Genomic DNA, 19,919 nt, shown 5'->3' with positions numbered 1-19,919 from the left:
ATATTCATTATTCTATATGGATTGTTTATTTCTGATGATGCCCAAGAATCTGCTGACTCAGCATTTCATAGACCGCTTTCAGATCGACTTGATCAGCTTGCTCAAGCATATGGGCGTGCATTTGCATGATATTTTGATCCCCACGCATGGCAGGACCTGTTTGCATGTTACGTGGTTCAGCCTGAGTAGCTTTATTGGCTGTCTCTAAAATCAAAGGATAAAGTAAGCTAAAATCGACGTGTTTTGCATCGACAATCTGCTTTGCCATGTCATAACAATAATTACTAAAATTACAGGCAAACACCGCAGCGAGATGCAAACTCAAGCGCTGTGCCGAATCATATTGATAAACCCTTTGGCTAATGCTGTTTGCTAAATCTGTAAGTGTCGTCAAATCTGTAGGATCTGCCGCTTCTACAAAGATCGGTGTCGACGTCCAGTCCACATCTCGATCTAAACTAAAAGTTTGTAAAGGATAAAACACCCCTGCTCGCGAATGCTGCTGGGTCAGTACTGTGATATTGGTGCTACCTGACGTATGCACAATCAGAACTTGTGGCAGATAGGCTTTGACTTGCTGAATAACGGTTGCAATCGACTGGTCGCTCACCGCTATGATCAATAGATCAATCTCAGCATTCAACTCACTTGGGCTATGAATGGCTTCTGCACCTACACTTGCTGCAAGTTTTTCTGCCTTTTCAAGATTTCGTGCATAAATTTGCACAATGTGATGTTGTGGATGAAGCACATTGAGCAAATGATGTGCAACACGACCTGCACCCACAATACTGATTCTCATATAAATTTAACTCATTTTGGATGGCTACAGCATGTCAGGAAAATATCGGACGTGCAAATCGAGTCGTATTGATAGAATGATTTATTTTCAATACTTCCCATCAATTTCGCTCAGATAAGCACAAAAAAGGGATGCACTTCATCCCTTTAGCTAGACGTCAATCTGAGTCTGATTCGTATCTTGCCCATTTCAATCTAGACAATATCCACGATATACACTTTAGCTTTTACGATTTACCAATGATTTGATTCAGAGTCTGTAGGTATTGTTCTGCATCGCGGCGCGCATTGAATTTCTTTTCAAATACACCTGTGTTTTGCACACTATTGGGCGTGTATTCTACCGACACAACAAAGGTATCAAGCAAATCTCTATTAATCCGAATTGCAATAATATGATGTGAGTTTAAATAAAAACCTTCATCAACCTTAACTAACATGACCCGCCTCAAAATCTTGCACAATGAAATAGATAAAAAATCTAAACATTCATGAACTTGGATGCCTTACCGCATACAGTCATTCATGTGTTAGACCTATTTTATTGTAGCGCCATTATGTGATTTATGTTGCAATTATTATGCAATTTAAATAAATACTCAGAGAAAATTTTTGAGTTTCAGCCATCTAAACATGATTGATTTTCAATTCTAGCTAAAGATTGGATAAAAAGACTGGATATAAAAAAAGCCTGCTGCCATAGCCATGGCAACAGGCTCATTTCAGTACGACTGATTTAACTCAAATCAATCGTACAGAGAGGTTGAATGATTAAACACTTAACATGCTATTTAAGGTTTCTGATACATTCTTCGATTTCACGACAGGTTTAAGCGCTTCAAGTTCGGCTTTAACTTCACTACGCTGCGGCTCTGCCAACGTGTACCAACGGGACAAAATTTGCAGTAACCGTGAACCGACAATTGGATTTTTCTCATCGAGGAATTTTGCTAATTCAACAATATGCTGCACACCAAAGCTCCAAGTGTTGACAGGATTGCTATTTAAGCCACCAGTAACCGCACGAATACGGTTCGGCACTTTCAAGTCATAATCAGGATGAGCAGTCAGTGCCTTAATGGTTTCCGCAGTTGCTTTCGGATGTGCCGCTTGCAACATAAACCATTGGTCCATCGACAAAGCTTCATTTTTAAAGCGTGTATAGAAGGTTTCTAAAGCTTGCTGTGCTTGTGGTGCATCATTCCAAACCAATACTTTTAAAGCACCAAGGCGTTCAGACATATTGCCTGTTGAGCTGAATTGTTCATAAGCCAATTCAAATACAGAGGCATCGCCTTGACGTGCCATCATGCTCAACATAATGTTTTTCAATGCACGAACACCCATAGCTTGTGAAAACTCTTTCTGCGCATCTGGGTCTAAAGTTGCATAAGTCTCTTTAAAGAATGAACCTAGCTCACGTGCCACACGACTTAACAGTGCTTCACGCTGTTCTTGCACTTGGGCAGGACTGTAGTCGGTATCAATACGGCTACCTAAATAACCCTCTGTCGGTACATCGAATAAACGTGAAGCAAGTAATGGATCACGCTCAACCAATGCTGGTAATGTATTTTGTATAGCTTGGACATAGATGTCAGCATCATGGCCATTTAACAAAATACGTTCTAACAAGGTTTGGCTGGCTTGCCATTGGTTAAAACCATTCGGCTCGTACTGCATCAGGAAAGCAAGCTCTTCATCTGAATAGTTAAATTCAAGATTAACAGGTGCAGAGAAATTACGCAGTAAAGACACAACAGGCTGGGTTTTTACACCGCTAAATGTAATGGTTGCAGTATCGGTATCAAATAAATACACGCCATCTTTGATGCCATTTTCAACCAATGCATCTGAGCTGAGAAGTAACTGTTCACCACTCGTCGCATCAAACAATGCCAAAGCCACAGGAATAGGCACTGCTTTTAAATTTGGATATTTCGGATGCGCTTTTAAGCTTTGTTTCAAGCTTAAAGTATAGGTTTGATTTGCAGCATCGTACTCACCTTTTGCTTCAAGTTTTGGTGTGCCCGGTTGGTTATACCAAATCAAGAAATTCGATAAATCTACACCTGATCCCGCTGTTAGTGCTGCTACCCAATCTTCAACAGTCACGGCTTGACCATCATGGCGTTTGAAATATTCGTCTGTACCTGCGCGGAATTTTTCTTTGCCTAGCAATGTCGCCATCATGCGGTTGATTTCCGCACCTTTTTCATACACTGTTGCGGTATAGAAGTTATTAATTTCAACAAAATGATCTGGACGCGGTGGATGTGAAAGCGGGCCTGAATCTTCTGGGAACTGATGTGCTTTTAACACTGCAACGTCATCGATACGTTGTACCGCAGCAGATTGTAAATCTTCTGAGAACGACTGATCACGGAATACTGTCAAACCTTCTTTTAAGCAGAGTTGGAACCAATCACGACAGGTAATACGGTTACCCGTCCAGTTATGGAAGTATTCATGTGCAATCACAGACTGAACGCGCATGATCGCAGCATCAGTGGTGTATTCTTCATCAGCAAGCACACAAGAGGTGTTGAAAATATTCAAGCCTTTGTTTTCCATTGCACCCATATTAAATGCACTGGTTGCCACGATCATATAATTGTCTAAATCATAAGGACGACCATAATGTTCTTCGTCCCAACGCATCGAATGTTTTAAAGCTTCCATGGCAATATGACATTTTGGAATGTCTTTTTCTTCTGCATAGATTTCTAAAGCAACATTACGACCTTCAGACGTCACATAAGTGTCTTTAAGTACTGCCAAATCACCAATCACACAAGCAAATAGATACGATGGTTTTTTGGTTGGATCTTGCCAAACGGTATAATGACGACCTTCACCGGTTTCACCCGCTTCAATCAAATTACCATTGGCAAGTAATACAGGGAATTTTTTATCCGCTTCGACACGTGTGGTAAATACCGATAGCACATCAGGACGGTCAGGATAATAGGTAATTTTACGGAAGCCTTCAGGCTCGTTTTGGGTAACGAATAAATCGCCTGCCGCTTGGTATAAACCTTCAAGTTGAGTATTGCTTTCAGGATGAATCACGACTTCGGTTTCAATGACAGCTTGGTCAGGTGCATTTGAAATTACCAGTTGTTCTGCATCTACAACATAGGCATCTGCTGGCAAAACTTGACCATTTAAGCGAATTGATTTGAGTTCCAAATCACGACCCAATAACACCAAATCCCCAGCCGTTTGACGCTGCATCACTAATTTTGCATTTACATTGGTATGCTTATCAAAGACTTGAATATCTAGATCGATACTTTCTACGACAAATGATGGTTTTTGATAATCTTTTAAATAAACAGTTTGGTCTGCTTCGACCACTGGATTTGCCGCAATATTCATATCTCGTCCTATTCCTTAGTTATTGCTTCATCAGCTTTTTGAACACATTGTGAATGACTTGATCATACGACAAGATGCATAAGCTGTCTTCGCATTTACAATGATTTATATATGGGCTCAGCGCATGTTGTTTTCAATCATCTTTATTGAATAATTTAAAGGCTGGCACATATTTTCGCCATGTTTCAGCAAAATAAATGCCTGAGTTGAGTACAGCTATAACAATGTGCAAATTTTTTATCTACCTAAAATAAATAAAGCGCCTATATACTAGAAAGAGAAAGTACAGGTGCTTAATCCATCTGTACGTTCAAATTATTGCGCTCAAACTTACCTGCTTAAGACTTAGAGGATTATTGATTTTCGAAAATTAAATCGAGCGCGCTGTCATAGTCTGCAGCAAAGTAAAATTGAAATACCGTGACTTTTGAGGTGAGGAATTGCTGAATTTCTTCCGTCGCACCCGCCACATAAATTTTAGATACTTGATGTTGCTGCGCCAGGCCCAATAACTCGATCGTCTTTTCTAAAGTTTGATCATGCCCAATAATCAGCGCACCAACCGTACCCTGTGGCTGCTTATATAATTGCATACGGGTGATATTGCTGTTTTTAAGTGCGTCTGACATATGTATTCCATACAAAGAAAGGATAAAAAAAGATCAAAACCTTTAGAAATCCAGCTGAATCATGCTGTGTATCAAGTTCAGTAGATTCCGCTTGGTTTCAATCCTAGAAGCCTAGATCATTAAAAATTATAAGCTCAATATATACAAATATACTTTTCAAATCCAATCGCTTAGGTGATTCCTTCCAAAAAGCACCTTAGTACGTAATTCATATCAATCTTCTAATTTGTATTTGATTGCATACTTCTGTTTAAACCATGCACCAAGATGTTTCTTTTTCAACAGTTTAAGCATTTTGAGAATTCATTAGACATAGCCATACACATCAATATTATTTTGTTACTTTTAAATTAATAATTTATTTTCAATATCTTAGTAAATAATTATAAAGTTTATCTGCTTTAAAATGTCTACTCAAAACATTTGAGCATGCGTTTTGCATCTACTTAATTGCCAAAAGCAAAATCATCAGGCTAAAACAAAAAGAGGTGCATTATGTTTATTAAAGAACACATCATCCGTATTGAAAATATGAAGACCCTGCAAGCGCTTGATGCTGCAAATATCGACCATCAAGTAATTGCAATGTTTATGACTTGCGAAGGGATTCCACTCAAAGCCTTTGAGGTCAGTTCATTACTTAACTCATATAGTGCATTAGGCACTAAAAAAGTCGCGTCTAAAAAAGTGCAAGCCTTAATACAAGCCAAACAAGTTGGAGAGGAGGACGAATCGATCCCATGCCCAGCCGCCTATTAATAATCCATTCTGACTAAAAGCTGCATCATCACTATGCAGTTTTTTTATTTGTCGACATATCGCCTGAGCTGCCGCAACTGAAATTGCAAACCCGTCTTTAAACAGAGATGTGTATAATCAATTTAACCTTTCAAGAAACGCTGGCAACATGTTCAATATTCTACGCAAACAAATGGATGAAAGTACGCAATGCCCGTTGTGTCGTGCATCTATGTATTGGGTAGATGCTGAAAAATTAGATGAGCAAGAATTTAATTTTTATCAGTGTAGCCACTGTCATCATCAAATATTTCCAGAACAGCAATACAACTGCCATTGTGAAAACTGTCAGGCCGCGCGAAAAAAACTACTGAAAGAAACCCGCTTACAAGAACAGCGTAAACTCAAAAATAAAGATATCGTTGAACGTGAATTAAGTGAACTGAGTTTTTTACAGAAACTCTTTTTGCTGGCTTTATTGGATAATCACGTCCAAGAACATATGGCACATCAAGAATTTATCGACTGGGACGCTATTAAATACCACAACATCAGCCCGAATTATTTCTTCCAACAATCACTCAAAAAGCATCTCGTGCATGAGCAAATTTTGATTGTGAAAGATGATGCGCTACAAGCTGAACAGTATTATGTCAATGTCCGTCTGGATGGCTATTCGGAGCCCAGTCTTTTTAGCGTAGCGCAGCAACTCCGTCATTGGTTTTATGAAAATTTAGCCTTGGGTGTTCCCTTTAAAAGTGCTGACGAAGTGAAAGAGTGTTTGTATCTCCTACTGTTTCAAGAAATTGTGCAATTCATGCAGTTTTATTGTAAGACATGGGGTATTCAAATTGCAGGAAATAAAAGCTTTCAAGTGTTCTGTTATCGCCTACTCGACCATCTAGCGGTTGGGCAGATTTACTATATGATTCAGTCAGCACTCGAATACCTACATAAACAAAAAGCCCTGCAAGTTCGTAATGAAAATTTCATTAACACCAATCTGTTGAAAAAGACCTTACAGCAATACCGTGAACGTGGCTTACAGGAAAAATGGGAAACCTTTACCCTCCCTCGTCCGCCACAACTCCCCTTTAGTAAAATGAGTGAAATTTTGCTCTTTAACTTTTTAGGACTCGATGAAAGTATCTTTGTGCAACCAATACGCCATGCTTGGAAAAAAATCGAACCTCGCTTAAATTTTTATTCCACAAAGCGTTGCATGTACTGTGGTTCACAAGAACTCTCTGTCGATTATGATGCCGCAGATTATGTGACCCTGTTCTGCCGTAATTGTAAACATCAAGACCATTACTTCACCCGCTAAGGGAGAAAACGATGAATCAATCTGAAAATTTTGAAACGACCATGAACAGTGAATTGACTGACTTAAATAGCCCGCTTTTACAAAGCGTCATCAATGCGTGGATTGAACTTCAATCCAAACAACCTTTGGTGCATATCATCACCAATGCAGTCGCGAGCAATTATGTGGCCAATGTCCTTTTAGCTGCGGGTGCTTCTCCTGCAATGATTGACAATCCCTTTGAAGCTGAAAGCTTTGCCTCGATTGCCAGTGCATTGAATATCAATTTAGGTACGCCAACGTCTGAACAAATGCAGGCCATGCAAATTGCTGCACAAACAGCACAAAATTTAAATAAACCTTGGGTGCTTGACCCTGTCGGTTATGGCCCCGTTTTGCCATGGCGATCTGAAATGGTTGACCAATTACTCCAATACAAGCCAAGTATTATTCGCGGCAACGCATCAGAAATTAGCGGTCTTGCAGGTAACCAAGGAGAATCACGTGGTGTAGATAGCACGCTCAATAGTGCAGAAATTTATTTAAATGCTGTGCCCTTGTTAGAACACTGTGAATGTGTGGCAATTTCAGGCGAATCAGATTTCATCTTATCGAAAGAAATGAATGCAGTGATACAGATTAATGGTGGATCTTACTTACAACCCAAAGTGACGGCTTCTGGCTGCGCTTTAGGTGCGTTAACAGCGGCGTATTGCGCCGTAAGTGAAACGCTAACTGCTGGCACGATCGCAGCACATTTGCACTTTGCGATTGCGGGTCAAAAAGCTTATGAAATTAGCTCAAGTGTCGGCAGTTTTAATGTTGCATTTTTAGATGAAATTTATAATCTCAATGAAGATGATTTCAATCAACTTGCCAACATGCAAATTTATTCACTATAAAGCTATGATACCTTGAGAAAACAAAAACAGCTTGAGTATAGGACTCAAGCTGTTCAGGGATTCATACTGTTTTGTACTAATTAATATGCAAAAAAATTTACTGTGCCGTACTGTCACTTGCAGCATTGGCATCAAACATTTCTGAATCTTCGATCGTTTCTGTTGGATTACTCAAAATCATGTCTAGGTCATAGTCCCCCGCATAGACAATATTTTTTATTTTTGAACAGTCGCCATCACTCATTTCATAATTTAAGACTTTGGCTTCATCACCAATTTTAAACTCAGCACGAACAACGTTTTTATTTTCATCAAAACTCAGTTTAGGCTGAACGCCTTTTTTCGAATCTTGCTGCGGATCTTGGCTATCCGTGAATATATCAAAATCCACATTACACACTTGTTGCGACTGCTTACAGTTAATTTCTGCTTGCATACGTTCCGCTAACGATGGCTCAAAATAGGCAGCAAGTTGATCTTTACTCAAAGCATGTAATTTCAACTCTTGGTCATAAATTTGTTTGACCAGTTTTTCCGGTGCAACACATTTCTGCGATTGCTCTTGTACTTTTTGCTCTGCAGGCTGACAAGCCGTTAAAAAGATTGCCGCACCGAAACCGAATAATCGATATATTGTCATTTGTCGCATAATACATCCATGTCCATCATTAAACTGCCCGCCCAACTGCCAGATTCATACTTGCTTCAAAAATGGTTGATACATTTAATTTACAAATACACATTAACCCCATGCCATCAAAATAATCTGGCACGTGCTGCATAAAAAATTGAACATGTTCATCAGATTTTTTCCGTAGCCGAACCAATTGCTCAGGCGTCACCTTCGGTAAATCACAACGATGAACAAAAATATCCTCAGCCCGATGCTGCACATCATGCTGACGGATTTTATAACTGTTTAAAACATCCGCATACTCAGTGGGCATCGGGACACCGTGCCTTGGATAAAACTTAACAGAGCGCGAGGCAAATAATGTATATACCTTTGGTTGTGCCAATGTAGCCACAAACCACATCGGAATCGCTGGAAATCGAATCTGATGCTGCATTGCCACTTTAATCGCCGAGTTTAAGGTCAGGTTTTTCCGACGATAATCAACCAATACCCCAGCCCGTGAATTAAAAATAAAAATCGGCCGATTGTTATGCATAATTTTTAATATACGCACAATATTTTGCCCGATCAGTTTATCATGCTCAAAATACTGAATGATTGGTAATGCAACAATATCGGGGTCATGCATGTATTGATAGAGTTGCTCAATCTTAGAAGTTGGGAAAATACATTGATCAAACTCCCAGAGCCGTTGAAACAACTCATGTTTTTCTTCAATCGTGAGTTTACTAAAATCAATGATATTCTCAGTGATCGCCATACCAACACCCATTTTTTTAATGGATTAACTTTGAATTTCTTCAAAGTACCTAGTTATAAAGTTTTCCGAAGCGATATTTAAATGAAATAAAATTATTCATAGATCATCAATGATGATTAAAACCCCAAGTTAAAAATGAATCGCTATTTACCCTCATGCTTTTTTAAAATCAACCCCATCAATATTTTTTACTTTTGAACCGCTTTAACCCTCTAAAAGCTCAAAAGTTGCAGCGTTTTTTGACTGTTACATCATGTAAATATAATACGTTTTAACATCGTGAATTGCAGCTCTCGTTATATAGGATTTCTTATACTTTCTAGTCATAAAAAAGACAGCTTCGAAAAGCTGTCTTAGGGTCATTTTTAATATTTGAGCATTAGGCCTGGTAATAGATATCAACCGTTTTAATGCGGTTTTCATCCATTGCCGTGACTTTAAATTGAATGCCTTTAAAATCAACCACAGTACCGACTTCTACATTGCCGTGGGTCTGATCTAAAATAAGACCTGAAACACTGATATAACCATCATCTTCTTCGATCAAATCCAGCATTTCCAATTCAAGTTCTAACTGATACAGATCGAGCATGCCTGAAGCTTTCCAATGTTCATCATCGATTTTAATCAAATCAAGTTGTTCATCTGCATCAGGGAATTCACCAGCAATCGCTTCAAACACATCGAGTGGTGAAATCAGACCTTGTACCGCCCCAAACTCATCCGTAACCAGCACCAAAGAGCCTTTTGAGGTACGCAAGGTATTAATCGCATCAATCACCTTCATCTTTTGGAAAATAAAGATTGGACGATGACGTTTAATCAATGCTTTTAGATCATCTTCACTGTCTAGAACATCAATAAGTTCTTTCGCGCGGACAATACTAATCACTTTATCCAAGCTACCACGACACACAGGGAATAAACTGTGCGGCACTGAAAGGACTTGCTCACGAATTTGTTCAGGTGTGTCATTTAAATCCACCCAAGAAATTTGATTACGGGGAGTCATGATCGACGCAACTGAACGCTCTGCAAGGGTCAACACCCCCCCAATCATGTAACGCTCTTCGTCTGCAAAGGTTTCTTGCGCCTGATTACCGACTTGATCAGCTTCTAAGCGCCCACCCATCAGTTTTAAAATACTGTCTGCAGTACGATGGCGTAATGGAATTTTCGCTTCATGTTTTTGAGCATTGCGTTGACTAAACTGGTTAAAGGCTTCGATGACAATCGCAACACCAATACCTGAGTAGATATAGCCTTTCGGAATATGGAAACCAAAACCTTCTGCTATCAAACTAATACCGATCAGTAATAAGAAGCTTAAACATAGGATCACGACGGTCGGATGTCGGTTTACAAAAGCCGTTAGCGGTTTAGATGCAAGTAACATCACTGCCATTGCCACAATCATTGCTGCCATCATGACATAAATGTTGTCGACCATACCGATCGCTGTAATGACAGAGTCTAAAGAGAAAACCGCATCTAAGACAACAATTTGCGCAACAACTGCTGTAAAGCTGGCATATGCCACTTTTGTTGTCACTTGAACTTCTGGTTTTCCTTCTAATTTCTCATGTAGCTCTGTGACCGCCTTATAGACTAAGAACAATCCACCGAACAATAATATGAGATCTCGACCAGAGAATGTCCAATCAAAAACGGTAATCAGGGGCTTTGTTAATGTGACCAACCAAGAGATTGCAAATAACAATCCTAATCGCATAAATAATGCGAGTGAAAGACCAAGTACGCGGGCTTTATCACGTTGTTCTGGAGGGAGTTTTTCTGCCAAAATGGCAATAAAGACTAGGTTATCAATCCCTAGTACAATTTCTAAAATAATTAATGTAAGTAAACCAACCCAGATTCCGGGATCTAACAAAAATTCCATTAGCTCTCTTCCTCATTCTGGATTGTAAGAATATCTTCAAGCAGACCAACGCACGGCGACGGATCCATAAATTTAACCTGTGTAACTAGAGACCATTCCATTATGCATAATCTTGCGCATTTGTAATGTATTCAAGCATATTTTTTCGCATCAACAATATGACAAAATGTTAAAAACGCTGAATGTATTACAAATCGAATGGGCGATATAAAATACACATCTAGATGTTAAAACCTACTTTTTGACATCTCCTCTTCCACTTTAAAAAAAGTATGAATTCACCTGACTTTTAATTAAATGTAATTAAATACGTTGTATGAAATTGTATGACAAATCTAATGAATTATTTATTTCTACCTTTTGGTAAAAAATATTAATATTCAATTCAAATTAAAAACTTATTTATTTTCACTACACTATCTCTATACTTAACCTTATTTTTAATTTCTGTTAAGCATTTAGACAGAATATCAATATAATCTATTTAGATAATCTAAAAATGAGATATCTTCTACTTTCTATTTTTTTATTGTGAACTCTTGCTATTACCCTCTATTTTTCAATAGAATGTTAAAACATTAAATAAAATTAAAACAAATATTCAGGGGACTCCTTTATGACAAAAAAGTATTCAAAATTTTTACCATCCACCGATGACTTTAGTTTAGAAAATTTTCCTTTCTACTGGGTTACTCAGGTGCATTCACAATATGTTTTAAACGTCGACCATGCATTAAAAAAGTATGGCGTTGATAATTCACGTCGTCGTATCCTGCTCGCACTCAAGTCTAAACCTCATGCGAGTGTTTCAGATTTATCTGAAATGGTCGTATCTAAAATGTCGACGACAACCAAGATCGTTTATCGTTTAAAAGATGAAGGCTTAGTAGATACCTATTCTTGTGAAGATGATGCGCGTATTACCCGCGTCGTGTTAACCGATAAAGGCACTGCTATGACGCAGAAGATTAACGATCTAACGAATGTCGTTCTAGAGCAATCTTTTGAAGGCTTAACACCGCTACAAATTGAAAAAACCATGGAAAGCTTAAAGCATATCTTTAAAAACTTAGCTCGATAAGCATTTGCATCACCGAAATATCAATCGAAAATATTCAGTTGGGGACTGATTTTTTCGATTTTTATTTTGGGTGCGTGCGCACATTCAAACTCATCAACAGGAAAACCTTGTACAAAACTTTGGATGTTGGGTGATTTCCAACTTAGCCATTCCTCTAAGCGCGCATGCGGAATCACAATGACCGAACGTTTTACATTGCCCGGCTCATGAAAATGCTTCATCATCTCATGCTGAATAGCATCCATCGTAATCATGGTACTTGAACGTACAATCTCATCACCTTGTCTACAAATGTCATATAAGGCAGCAATATAAAACGCTTCTCCATCTCTGCGTTTGACACTCCAACGCTGCGGCTTATTATCGATATACATTGACTCATAAAATTCAGACACGGGTATCACGCCAAACTTACATTTTGAGATCGCATTAATAAACGTAGGCTTTTGATACAAAGTTTCATTTCGAGCATTATAGGTTTTAAGTGCGATTGATTTGTCTGCGGCCCATTTAGGCACCATGCCAAAATTCACTTTTCGCCACTCTAACCCTTGTTCAGACTTAAAGAGTAATGGCAAATCATAATTTGGATAGACTTCCTCAGGATATTCAAAGCTGATTTCAGGCAAGTTTTGAGACTTTAATTGCGATAAGGTAATCGGTTTGAAATTAGCACACATATTTGCCATAATCCGCAAAAAATCAATCTTTATAATAAATGAAAAATCTGGACCGAAGTCGCTTTATCGTTTTAATTCTAATTTCAAGCCTATATTCAACCGCACATGCCGCAAAAGTCTCTGTACATACCGTTTCATTTCTACCTTTTAGTCTCGACGCGCTCTATCTCAACGAATATCCATTTAAACAAGACCTAATCAATAAGGTCGAGATTCCTGCAGGCAAATACCGCATTCAGTATAAGCATTTACGCAATCAGCAAATGATCAGTTCGAATCACTGGGTTACGGTCAAAAATCTTCCCAACACCCAAGAACAACAATTTTCATTGGTCATCTTGCCTGATGGTGAAGTATTCAATGTCTCTGACTTTAAAATTACATCTCCAGAGATGTTTCCTGAAATCCGTTTTGCAAAACGTGCTCAAAATAGTTATCGCTTGATGCAAAATCAGCAAAGACAAAGAGATCAGTTTGGCGTGATTTTTCCTGACGTAGATGAAGCACACACGACAGAATTAGAAGATCAATTTGGCTGGTTTACGATGAACGCAGATGGAGGCCGTGTCAGGACTAATTGTACAGGCACGTTTAAAATCAATCCTCAAGATGCGCTCCCCTATTTCACTACTGCAAATTCAGCTCTTCAGTTTAATTATCAACAAGGAAACAAAATACATAACGCATATTTAGCGTTTAGTGATAACAATCCGCTTATTCCAATTGCAGATCGAACAATTCATGAGGCAACAGATTACAAAAATGGCTTGAAGTTTGATGTGTATATTCACAATATCCAAAAAATGAAAACCGAGAGTATTTCTTCTAATTATTCAATCTACAATTACAAGGTTCAGGTCAAGCTGTATATGACGGCCTTGCAGCGTAAACCTATGCTGTTGATGAATCACAAAATGTACTATCAAGATAACTGTTCAAGTCAGGATATTGACGCTTTTCTGTATTACAAAACACGTTGGAGCCGTTTTTGGGACTATATTCTGCCTGATATTTCATGGAAATAAACTAAAAATATCCTGCGTAACAGAACCTGCAGTGAAGTCTATTGCACAAGATTAAATAGACTTCACTTTGAGTATTTTAAGCAGGGAAAGTTTGCCAATGGGTGCGGGTAAATTCCTCAAATATCCAATCACCATTAAAACGACCAAGGCCTGAATTACGTTCACCGCCAAAGGGTGCATTAGAATGATCCGCCACACTGATGCCATTGATATGCGTCATGCCTATATCGAGTTTGGCAGCAAACTCTCCACCGCGCGCTAAGTTTGAGGTACATACCGCGCTCGACAAACCAAATCGGGATGAATTCGCCAATTCAAGTGCATGCGCTTCATCTCGAGCTTTTAAAATTGGCAAAATTGGTCCAAAGCTTTCTTCTAATGCAATATCAGCGTGCGCATCCACATGGGTGAAAATATGCGGTGCAACCAATTGACCTTCTATGCCGCCTGCATAGGCTAAAATCGCATCTTGCTGAATAGCATTTTGAATAATGGTTTTTAATTTATCGACTTGCGCCTTATTGATGATAGGCCCTATCAGAGTTTCGGTAGCATTCGGATCACCGACCACAATGCTTTTTACCCTTTTAATTAATTTTTCAACATAAGCATCGTGTAGGGATTCATCCACAATCACTCTATTGGTACTCATGCAGATTTGCCCTTGATGCAAAAACCGCCCCATCACGGTCAGTTCAACGGCTAAATCTAAATCCGCATCATCTAAAATCACTAAAGGCGCATTACCGCCAAGTTCCAGCGCTAAACGCTTAATCCGTGAACTTCCTAGTGCTTTCACCCCGACCTGCTGACCCACTTCAGTTGAACCTGTAAATGAAATCATTTTAGGCACAGGATGCTCCACAAAATAGTCGCCAATTTCACTGCCGCTGCCTGCAACAACATTTAATACGCCATGCGGCAAACCCGCTTCTTCAAATAATTTCCCGAGTAACGTTCCACCTGTCACTGGCGTGTCACTTGCAGGCTTCAGTACCACACTATTGCCGCAAGCAATCGCAGTCACCACAGAACGCATCGACAAATGAAATGGGAAATTCCACGGGCTAATCACCGCAATGACACCCAATGGTTTACGCAGCACAAAACTCTTTCGGCTCGGGTCTTTACTCTCTAGCTCCACGGTTTGCATTTTTTTAGGAAAACTCAGCGATTCTTGGATAATGCCGAGCGCAGCATCAACTTCAATATTGGCTTTTAAACGTGTACTACCAGATTCATCAATCAGCCATTGAATAATCTCTTCTCTTCGTTGCTGAATGGTTTGAGTTAATTTACTGATAACTTGCTGACGTACTTCAATGGACTTGGTTATTTCTGATTTAAAGGCAGCTTCTGCAGCACTATAAGCACTGTCTACATCGACACTGCTGGCAGCCTGCAATTCAAAAATTTCTGCTTGACTAAAGGGATTTATATTTTTGATGTATCGCGTTGAAGTCCCTGCTCGCCATTGTCCACCAATATATTGCAAATCTAATGCTGTATATGCTGACATCGCTTCCATCCTATTTTTATCATTCATCCCAATGTAAAGGCTTCAGCATTGAAAAGCTATGAGAAAAACAGGATAAAACTTTATAATTAATTTCTTTTACAACCTTATACTTTAAACAGGCTGATGAATCTGCCGCATCGCTTTATAGATTCGCCAATAAATATAACAGCTAATGATGACTTCAAAACTTAGATCTTTAACTGTGGTGAGTTGCTCAAGCGCAGCCTCCTCCATGTTTAGGGTCAACATGGGTAACAGCCCTTCGACTACAACAGCGATCAAGATAAAGAGGACTAAACTCTGAATCGTTACGGGCAAATACAATGCAATAAAGCGCTTTAAAAAATCTCGGCCTTGCTCGCCGCCATTGGCTTTAAATATGGCATTCACCCAGCTAATCAGCAGCCCAACTTGTAAAACAAACGAAGCCCAAGCTTCTGTAGGTTTGGATTCTGGGGTTAAGGTCAGTGCTAAGTAGCTAAAGAAAATCAATATTGAGCTGGCAATATAGTAGTTTTTATAATGGGTTTCAGAGACTTTATTCAGTCGTATATCCTCCACCAACCGATTTACATTCCATACATACATGGAGTTTCCTTTTCATTTTTTATGTCGACATTCTAACTTTCTCAAGCAATAAAAAAAGCCTCCGAAGAGGCTTTTTTTGATTTACAGATTAGTCACCTGTATAACCTTTTAATTTTAAACGGTAAGCATGAAGAAGCGGCTCTGTATAACCAGAAGGCTGCTCGCCACCTTTGAATACTAGGTCATATGCAGCTTTGTATGCATAGCCATCAAAGCTTGGTGCCATTGGCGTATAAAGTGGATCATTAGCATTTTGCTCATCCACAACTTTCGCCATGCGCTTAAATACTTCTTCAACTTGCTCAGCAGTTACGATACCGTGACGTAACCAGTTTGCAACGTGTTGAGAAGAAATACGTAAAGTTGCACGGTCTTCCATCAAACCAACATTGTTGATGTCTAGAACTTTTGAACAACCTACACCCAAATCAACCCAACGAACTACATAACCCAAGATACCTTGAAGGTTATTTTCGAGCTCTTTGGTTTTCTCTTCTTCAGACCAGTTTGTATCTGTCGCTAAAGGCGGTGTTAACAAGTCATCTAAAGATAGCGGTTGAGTATTCAACAACTCTTTTTGACGCTCAGAAACATTGCACTGATGGTAATGGATCGCGTGAATAACAGCACCAGATGGAGACGGAACCCATGCACAGCTTGCGCCAGCTTCTGGATGCTCAATCTTAGTTTTATACATATCAAGCAACATATCTGGTTTTGGCCACATGCCTTTACCGATTTGCGCTTTACCACGTAAGCCGGCTTGAAGACCGATCATCACGTTACGGTTTTCATATGCAGGGAACCAGATTTGAGACTTCACTTCGCCTTTACGAACGAATGGACCTGCTTCCATGAAAGTATGGATTTCATCACCCGTACGATCCATGAAACCTGTATTAATAAAGATCGTACGATCTTTCGCTTGCGCGATACAGTTTTTCAAGTTCACAGAAGTACGACGTTCTTCGTCCATGATACCGATTTTCAAAGTCTTCGCAGGTAGACCAAGCGCTTGTTCAGCACGCTCAAATAATTCAACTGCAAATGCAACTTCTTCTGGACCATGCATTTTTGGTTTAACGATGTACATAGAACCTTTACGAGAGTTCTTGTTTTCGTTTTCGCCTTTAATGTCTGCAAAGGTCAATAACGGTGTGATCAATGCATCCATGATGCCTTCGTAGATTTCAGCACCATCTACAAGGATCGCAGGGTTTGTCATCAAATGACCTACGTTACGAAGCAACATCAATGAACGACCGTGAAGCGTAGTTTCACCACCGATCAAGTTTTTGTGCGTACGGTCTTTATTTAATGTACGCGTTATGATCTTACCATTTTTCTCGATTGACTCAGAAAGTGTACCTTTCATTAAGCCTAACCAGTTACGGTAGCCTTCAACTTTCTCTTCAGCATCAACTGCTGCAATTGAGTCTTCTAAGTCTTGAATTGTGGTTACCGCAGCCTCAAGAACTAAGTCTTTAACGCCCGCAGCATCAGTTGAACCAATTGGGCTCGTCGCATCAATTTCAATGATTACATGCAAACCATTGTTTAAAAGTACAATTTCAGTTGGCGCAGCTTCGTCACCATTAAAACCAACAAACTGAGCTTCTTTCGCTAAAGTTGCAGTTGAGCCATCTTTTAGGCTTACAACTAACTTTTTGCCTTCTACCGCATATTTAGTTGCATCTGCATGCGAACCATTAGCTAGCGGGAAAGTTTCATTTAAGAAGTTTTTAGCAAATTCGATAACTTTTGCGCCACGAGCTGGGTTATAGCCCTTACCTTTTTCCGCGCCACCTTCTTCTGAGATCACGTCAAAACCGTAAAGAGCATCGTAGAGTGAACCCCAACGTGCGTTCGCAGCGTTTAAGCAGTAACGTGCATTACGTACAGGCACTACTAATTGCGCACCAGCCAATAATGCGATTTCTTCGTCTACATTTTCTGTGCTGATTTGGAAATCTTCTACTTCTGGTAATAAGTAGCCAATTTCAGTAAGGAAAGCTTTGTAAGCTTCGAGTTCAAATTTGTTGTTGCGGTGCCATTCATCAATCTTCGCTTGAATGTCGTCACGCTTAGCCAATAGTGCTTTGTTCTTTGGGCTAAGATCGACAACGACTTGTTCAAAGTTTTTCCAGTAAGTTTCACTGTCTAAACCTGAACCCGGTAGTGCTTCATTTTCGATGAAATCGTAAAGTTCTTTAGCAATCGCTAACTTGCCTTTTTGAATACGTGCAGTCATTGTCTTTCCTGATATTGCTATTTTTTATAACAAGAGATTCTAGTATACCCATTTATACTTTGCTGAATAGTACTATCACATTCCTAAATAATGATCATTTTCTATGTAATGAAATACCCTCATCATTCAACATAATAAAGATCAGAAATACGACGTCATCATCAGCCTGAATACCTTTTTACAGTGTATAAAGTTTTTGAAATGTCGAAATTAGACTTAAGTGCAGAATTTTGTTCTAAAACTGAACAAATAGACCCAAGCGTCAAACAAACTCACTCGATTAAGCCATGAAATGCTGCCAATGTCGATGCTACAACTTCAACCAATCAGTTTAAATTTAACGCTTTTATCGATGAATTATTAAACAACCCTTCTTCTTATTTAATGATGCTTTTATCATGAGACTTTGCTTTAACTTCTATTGTTCGTTCCACAGCTTTTCTTAATTTATACATGTTTTCTAAAACTAAAAATCAAAAAAAAGAACGCCATCAAGACGTTCTTTTTTCATTCCAACAGAAACACTTAATTTTCTGCCGTAGATTCTGGTGCATTGATTTGACGGTGAGAGGTATGTAGATAATCATCAGATTGCATTTCCAATAAGCGCGAACGTGTACGCTCAATTTCAAATGCCAATTTTTCACCTTGATATAATTCAATAATCGTATCTTCTGAAGTAAGCAACAACTTCACACCACGGTCATAAAACTCATCAACCAGGTAGATAAAACGACGAGTCCCTTCAGACAAATAATCCGTCATGTGCGGCACATTACTCACCAAGACTGTATTATAAATATTGGCAATTTCAATAAAGTCCGCTGGACTACGTGGTTTTAGGCAAAGTTCAGAATATTCACACCACAGCACATCTTCCGTATGACCAATGGTTTCTACAATACGCTGATTAATAATAATTGGCTCTTGCGAAACTGTTTGGGTTTGCGTTAATGCTGTAAAACGCTGAGCCATCCACAACTTATGTTCATGTGTTAAAGGCGACTTAAACAACTGCGCTTGTTTCAATACACGTAAACGATAGTCTACGCCTGAGTCTACATTTAAAATCACACAGTTCTTTTTTACCATTTCGATGGTTGGGATAAAACGGTCACGATGGATCCCGTTTTTATACAAACCATCTGGTGCGATGTTAGATGTTGCAACAAGGGTGATCCCACGCGTAAATAATTTTTGGAATAGATCACTCAAAATCATCGCATCCGTGACATTGGATACAAAGAATTCATCAAAGCAGATCACGACTGCTTCTTTATAAATTTGGTCGGCAACAAGGTCTAGTGGATTACGCTGACCTGAAAGCTTATTTAATTCACGGTGTACGTACTGCATAAAGTGATGGAAATGCATACGTGTTTTGCGTCGAAATGGCACAGAATCATAAAACTGATCCATCAGCCACGTTTTACCACGTCCTACACCGCCCCACATATACACCCCTTTCGGTGCAGTTTGACGACGGAAACGACGAAACGCTTTTTTAGAAGCCTTAAAACGTTGGATTAATTCTTGCCAAACTCGATCCAACTCATGCACCGCTTGCGCCTGTTCCTGATCTGGTAAAAACTGACCAGATGCTAAGGCTTGAGCATAACGCTCAGCCGGTGAAATCGGAGTAAATGCGGTGTTGTGTGGTGACTGAAAATCTGACATATCATTAAATACTTTTTTGGGCTAAATGAATTATAACGAAGAAT

At 39.2% G+C, this 19,919-nt stretch carries 17 protein-coding genes; 5 read left to right on the top strand and 12 right to left on the bottom strand.

Features of this window, described 5'->3' with window-relative positions:
* Positions 1-25 precede the first annotated feature (25 nt).
* From FTU22_RS09725 to FTU22_RS09710, 4 genes are all read right to left on the bottom strand, one after another.
* Positions 26-802: a Rossmann-like and DUF2520 domain-containing protein gene (locus FTU22_RS09725; protein WP_180094204.1), complete on the bottom strand. Its 777-nt coding sequence runs from the start codon at positions 800-802 to the stop codon at positions 26-28.
* A gap of 226 nt (positions 803-1,028) precedes the next feature.
* Entirely contained in the window at positions 1,029-1,241 is a 213-nt protein-coding gene (locus FTU22_RS09720) for a hypothetical protein (RefSeq protein ID WP_078193638.1), read from the bottom strand.
* Between the two features lie 331 nt (positions 1,242-1,572).
* The gene (gene pepN / locus FTU22_RS09715; RefSeq protein ID WP_180094202.1) at positions 1,573-4,182 is read right to left on the bottom strand and encodes an aminopeptidase N; all 2,610 of its coding nucleotides are present in this window, start codon (positions 4,180-4,182) and stop codon (positions 1,573-1,575) included.
* Between the two features lie 353 nt (positions 4,183-4,535).
* Positions 4,536-4,811, bottom strand: coding sequence for a hypothetical protein (locus FTU22_RS09710; protein WP_180094200.1), 276 nt, complete (start codon positions 4,809-4,811; stop codon positions 4,536-4,538).
* A gap of 495 nt (positions 4,812-5,306) precedes the next feature.
* On the opposite strand from FTU22_RS09710, the gene FTU22_RS09705 reads away from it, so the two are divergent.
* The 3 genes from FTU22_RS09705 to thiM all read left to right on the top strand — a co-directional run bounded on the left by FTU22_RS09705 (position 5,307) and on the right by thiM (position 7,757).
* Positions 5,307-5,570: a hypothetical protein gene (locus tag FTU22_RS09705; protein ID WP_111885040.1), complete on the top strand. Its 264-nt coding sequence runs from the start codon at positions 5,307-5,309 to the stop codon at positions 5,568-5,570.
* A 148-nt stretch (positions 5,571-5,718) separates the two neighbouring features.
* Positions 5,719-6,876: a hypothetical protein gene (locus FTU22_RS09700; protein WP_180094198.1), complete on the top strand. Its 1,158-nt coding sequence runs from the start codon at positions 5,719-5,721 to the stop codon at positions 6,874-6,876.
* A gap of 11 nt (positions 6,877-6,887) precedes the next feature.
* A complete protein-coding gene (gene thiM / locus FTU22_RS09695) occupies positions 6,888-7,757 on the top strand; it encodes a hydroxyethylthiazole kinase (RefSeq protein ID WP_180063121.1) in 870 nt (289 codons plus the stop codon).
* Between the two features lie 97 nt (positions 7,758-7,854).
* On the opposite strand, the gene FTU22_RS09690 is transcribed toward thiM, so the two are convergent.
* The 3 genes from FTU22_RS09690 to FTU22_RS09680 form a co-directional block, all read right to left on the bottom strand.
* A complete protein-coding gene (locus tag FTU22_RS09690) occupies positions 7,855-8,406 on the bottom strand; it encodes a hypothetical protein (protein WP_180023898.1) in 552 nt (183 codons plus the stop codon).
* Between the two features lie 19 nt (positions 8,407-8,425).
* Complete coding sequence (locus FTU22_RS09685; protein ID WP_180094196.1) at positions 8,426-9,154, bottom strand: hypothetical protein; 729 nt, start codon at positions 9,152-9,154, stop codon at positions 8,426-8,428.
* 379 nt (positions 9,155-9,533) lie between these two features.
* Positions 9,534-11,054, bottom strand: a complete 1,521-nt coding sequence (locus FTU22_RS09680; protein WP_078193645.1) for a transporter associated domain-containing protein — start codon at positions 11,052-11,054, stop codon at positions 9,534-9,536.
* 616 nt (positions 11,055-11,670) lie between these two features.
* Here FTU22_RS09680 and FTU22_RS09675 point away from each other — a divergent pair.
* Entirely contained in the window at positions 11,671-12,135 is a 465-nt protein-coding gene (locus FTU22_RS09675) for a MarR family winged helix-turn-helix transcriptional regulator (RefSeq protein WP_078193646.1), read from the top strand.
* A 20-nt stretch (positions 12,136-12,155) separates the two neighbouring features.
* On the opposite strand, the gene FTU22_RS09670 is transcribed toward FTU22_RS09675, so the two are convergent.
* Complete coding sequence (locus tag FTU22_RS09670) at positions 12,156-12,815, bottom strand: SOS response-associated peptidase family protein (RefSeq protein WP_180094195.1); 660 nt, start codon at positions 12,813-12,815, stop codon at positions 12,156-12,158.
* A gap of 38 nt (positions 12,816-12,853) precedes the next feature.
* On the opposite strand from FTU22_RS09670, the gene FTU22_RS09665 reads away from it, so the two are divergent.
* Positions 12,854-13,840 carry a hypothetical protein gene (locus FTU22_RS09665; RefSeq protein ID WP_180094193.1) on the top strand — a complete coding sequence of 329 codons (987 nt, stop codon included), beginning with the start codon at positions 12,854-12,856 and terminating at the stop codon, positions 13,838-13,840.
* 76 nt (positions 13,841-13,916) lie between these two features.
* On the opposite strand, the gene FTU22_RS09660 is transcribed toward FTU22_RS09665, so the two are convergent.
* From FTU22_RS09660 to zapE, 4 genes are all read right to left on the bottom strand, one after another.
* Positions 13,917-15,359, bottom strand: coding sequence for an aldehyde dehydrogenase family protein (locus FTU22_RS09660; RefSeq protein WP_180094191.1), 1,443 nt, complete (start codon positions 15,357-15,359; stop codon positions 13,917-13,919).
* Between the two features lie 111 nt (positions 15,360-15,470).
* Positions 15,471-15,947: a hypothetical protein gene (locus FTU22_RS09655; protein WP_180094189.1), complete on the bottom strand. Its 477-nt coding sequence runs from the start codon at positions 15,945-15,947 to the stop codon at positions 15,471-15,473.
* Positions 15,948-16,035: 88 nt separating this feature from the next.
* On the bottom strand, positions 16,036-18,198 hold the full coding sequence (locus FTU22_RS09650) for a malate synthase G (RefSeq protein WP_180054559.1): 2,163 nt from the start codon (positions 18,196-18,198) through the stop codon (positions 16,036-16,038).
* Between the two features lie 525 nt (positions 18,199-18,723).
* The gene (zapE, locus tag FTU22_RS09645; protein ID WP_111885050.1) at positions 18,724-19,875 is read right to left on the bottom strand and encodes a cell division protein ZapE; all 1,152 of its coding nucleotides are present in this window, start codon (positions 19,873-19,875) and stop codon (positions 18,724-18,726) included.
* Positions 19,876-19,919 lie beyond the last annotated feature (44 nt).

The organism is Acinetobacter sp. YH12076 (genome assembly GCF_013419525.1).
GTDB classification, from domain to species: Bacteria; Pseudomonadota; Gammaproteobacteria; order Pseudomonadales; family Moraxellaceae; genus Acinetobacter; species Acinetobacter amyesii.
Note: the sequence above shows the minus strand (reverse complement) of the source record. Positions and strands in the feature narration are given on the sequence as shown.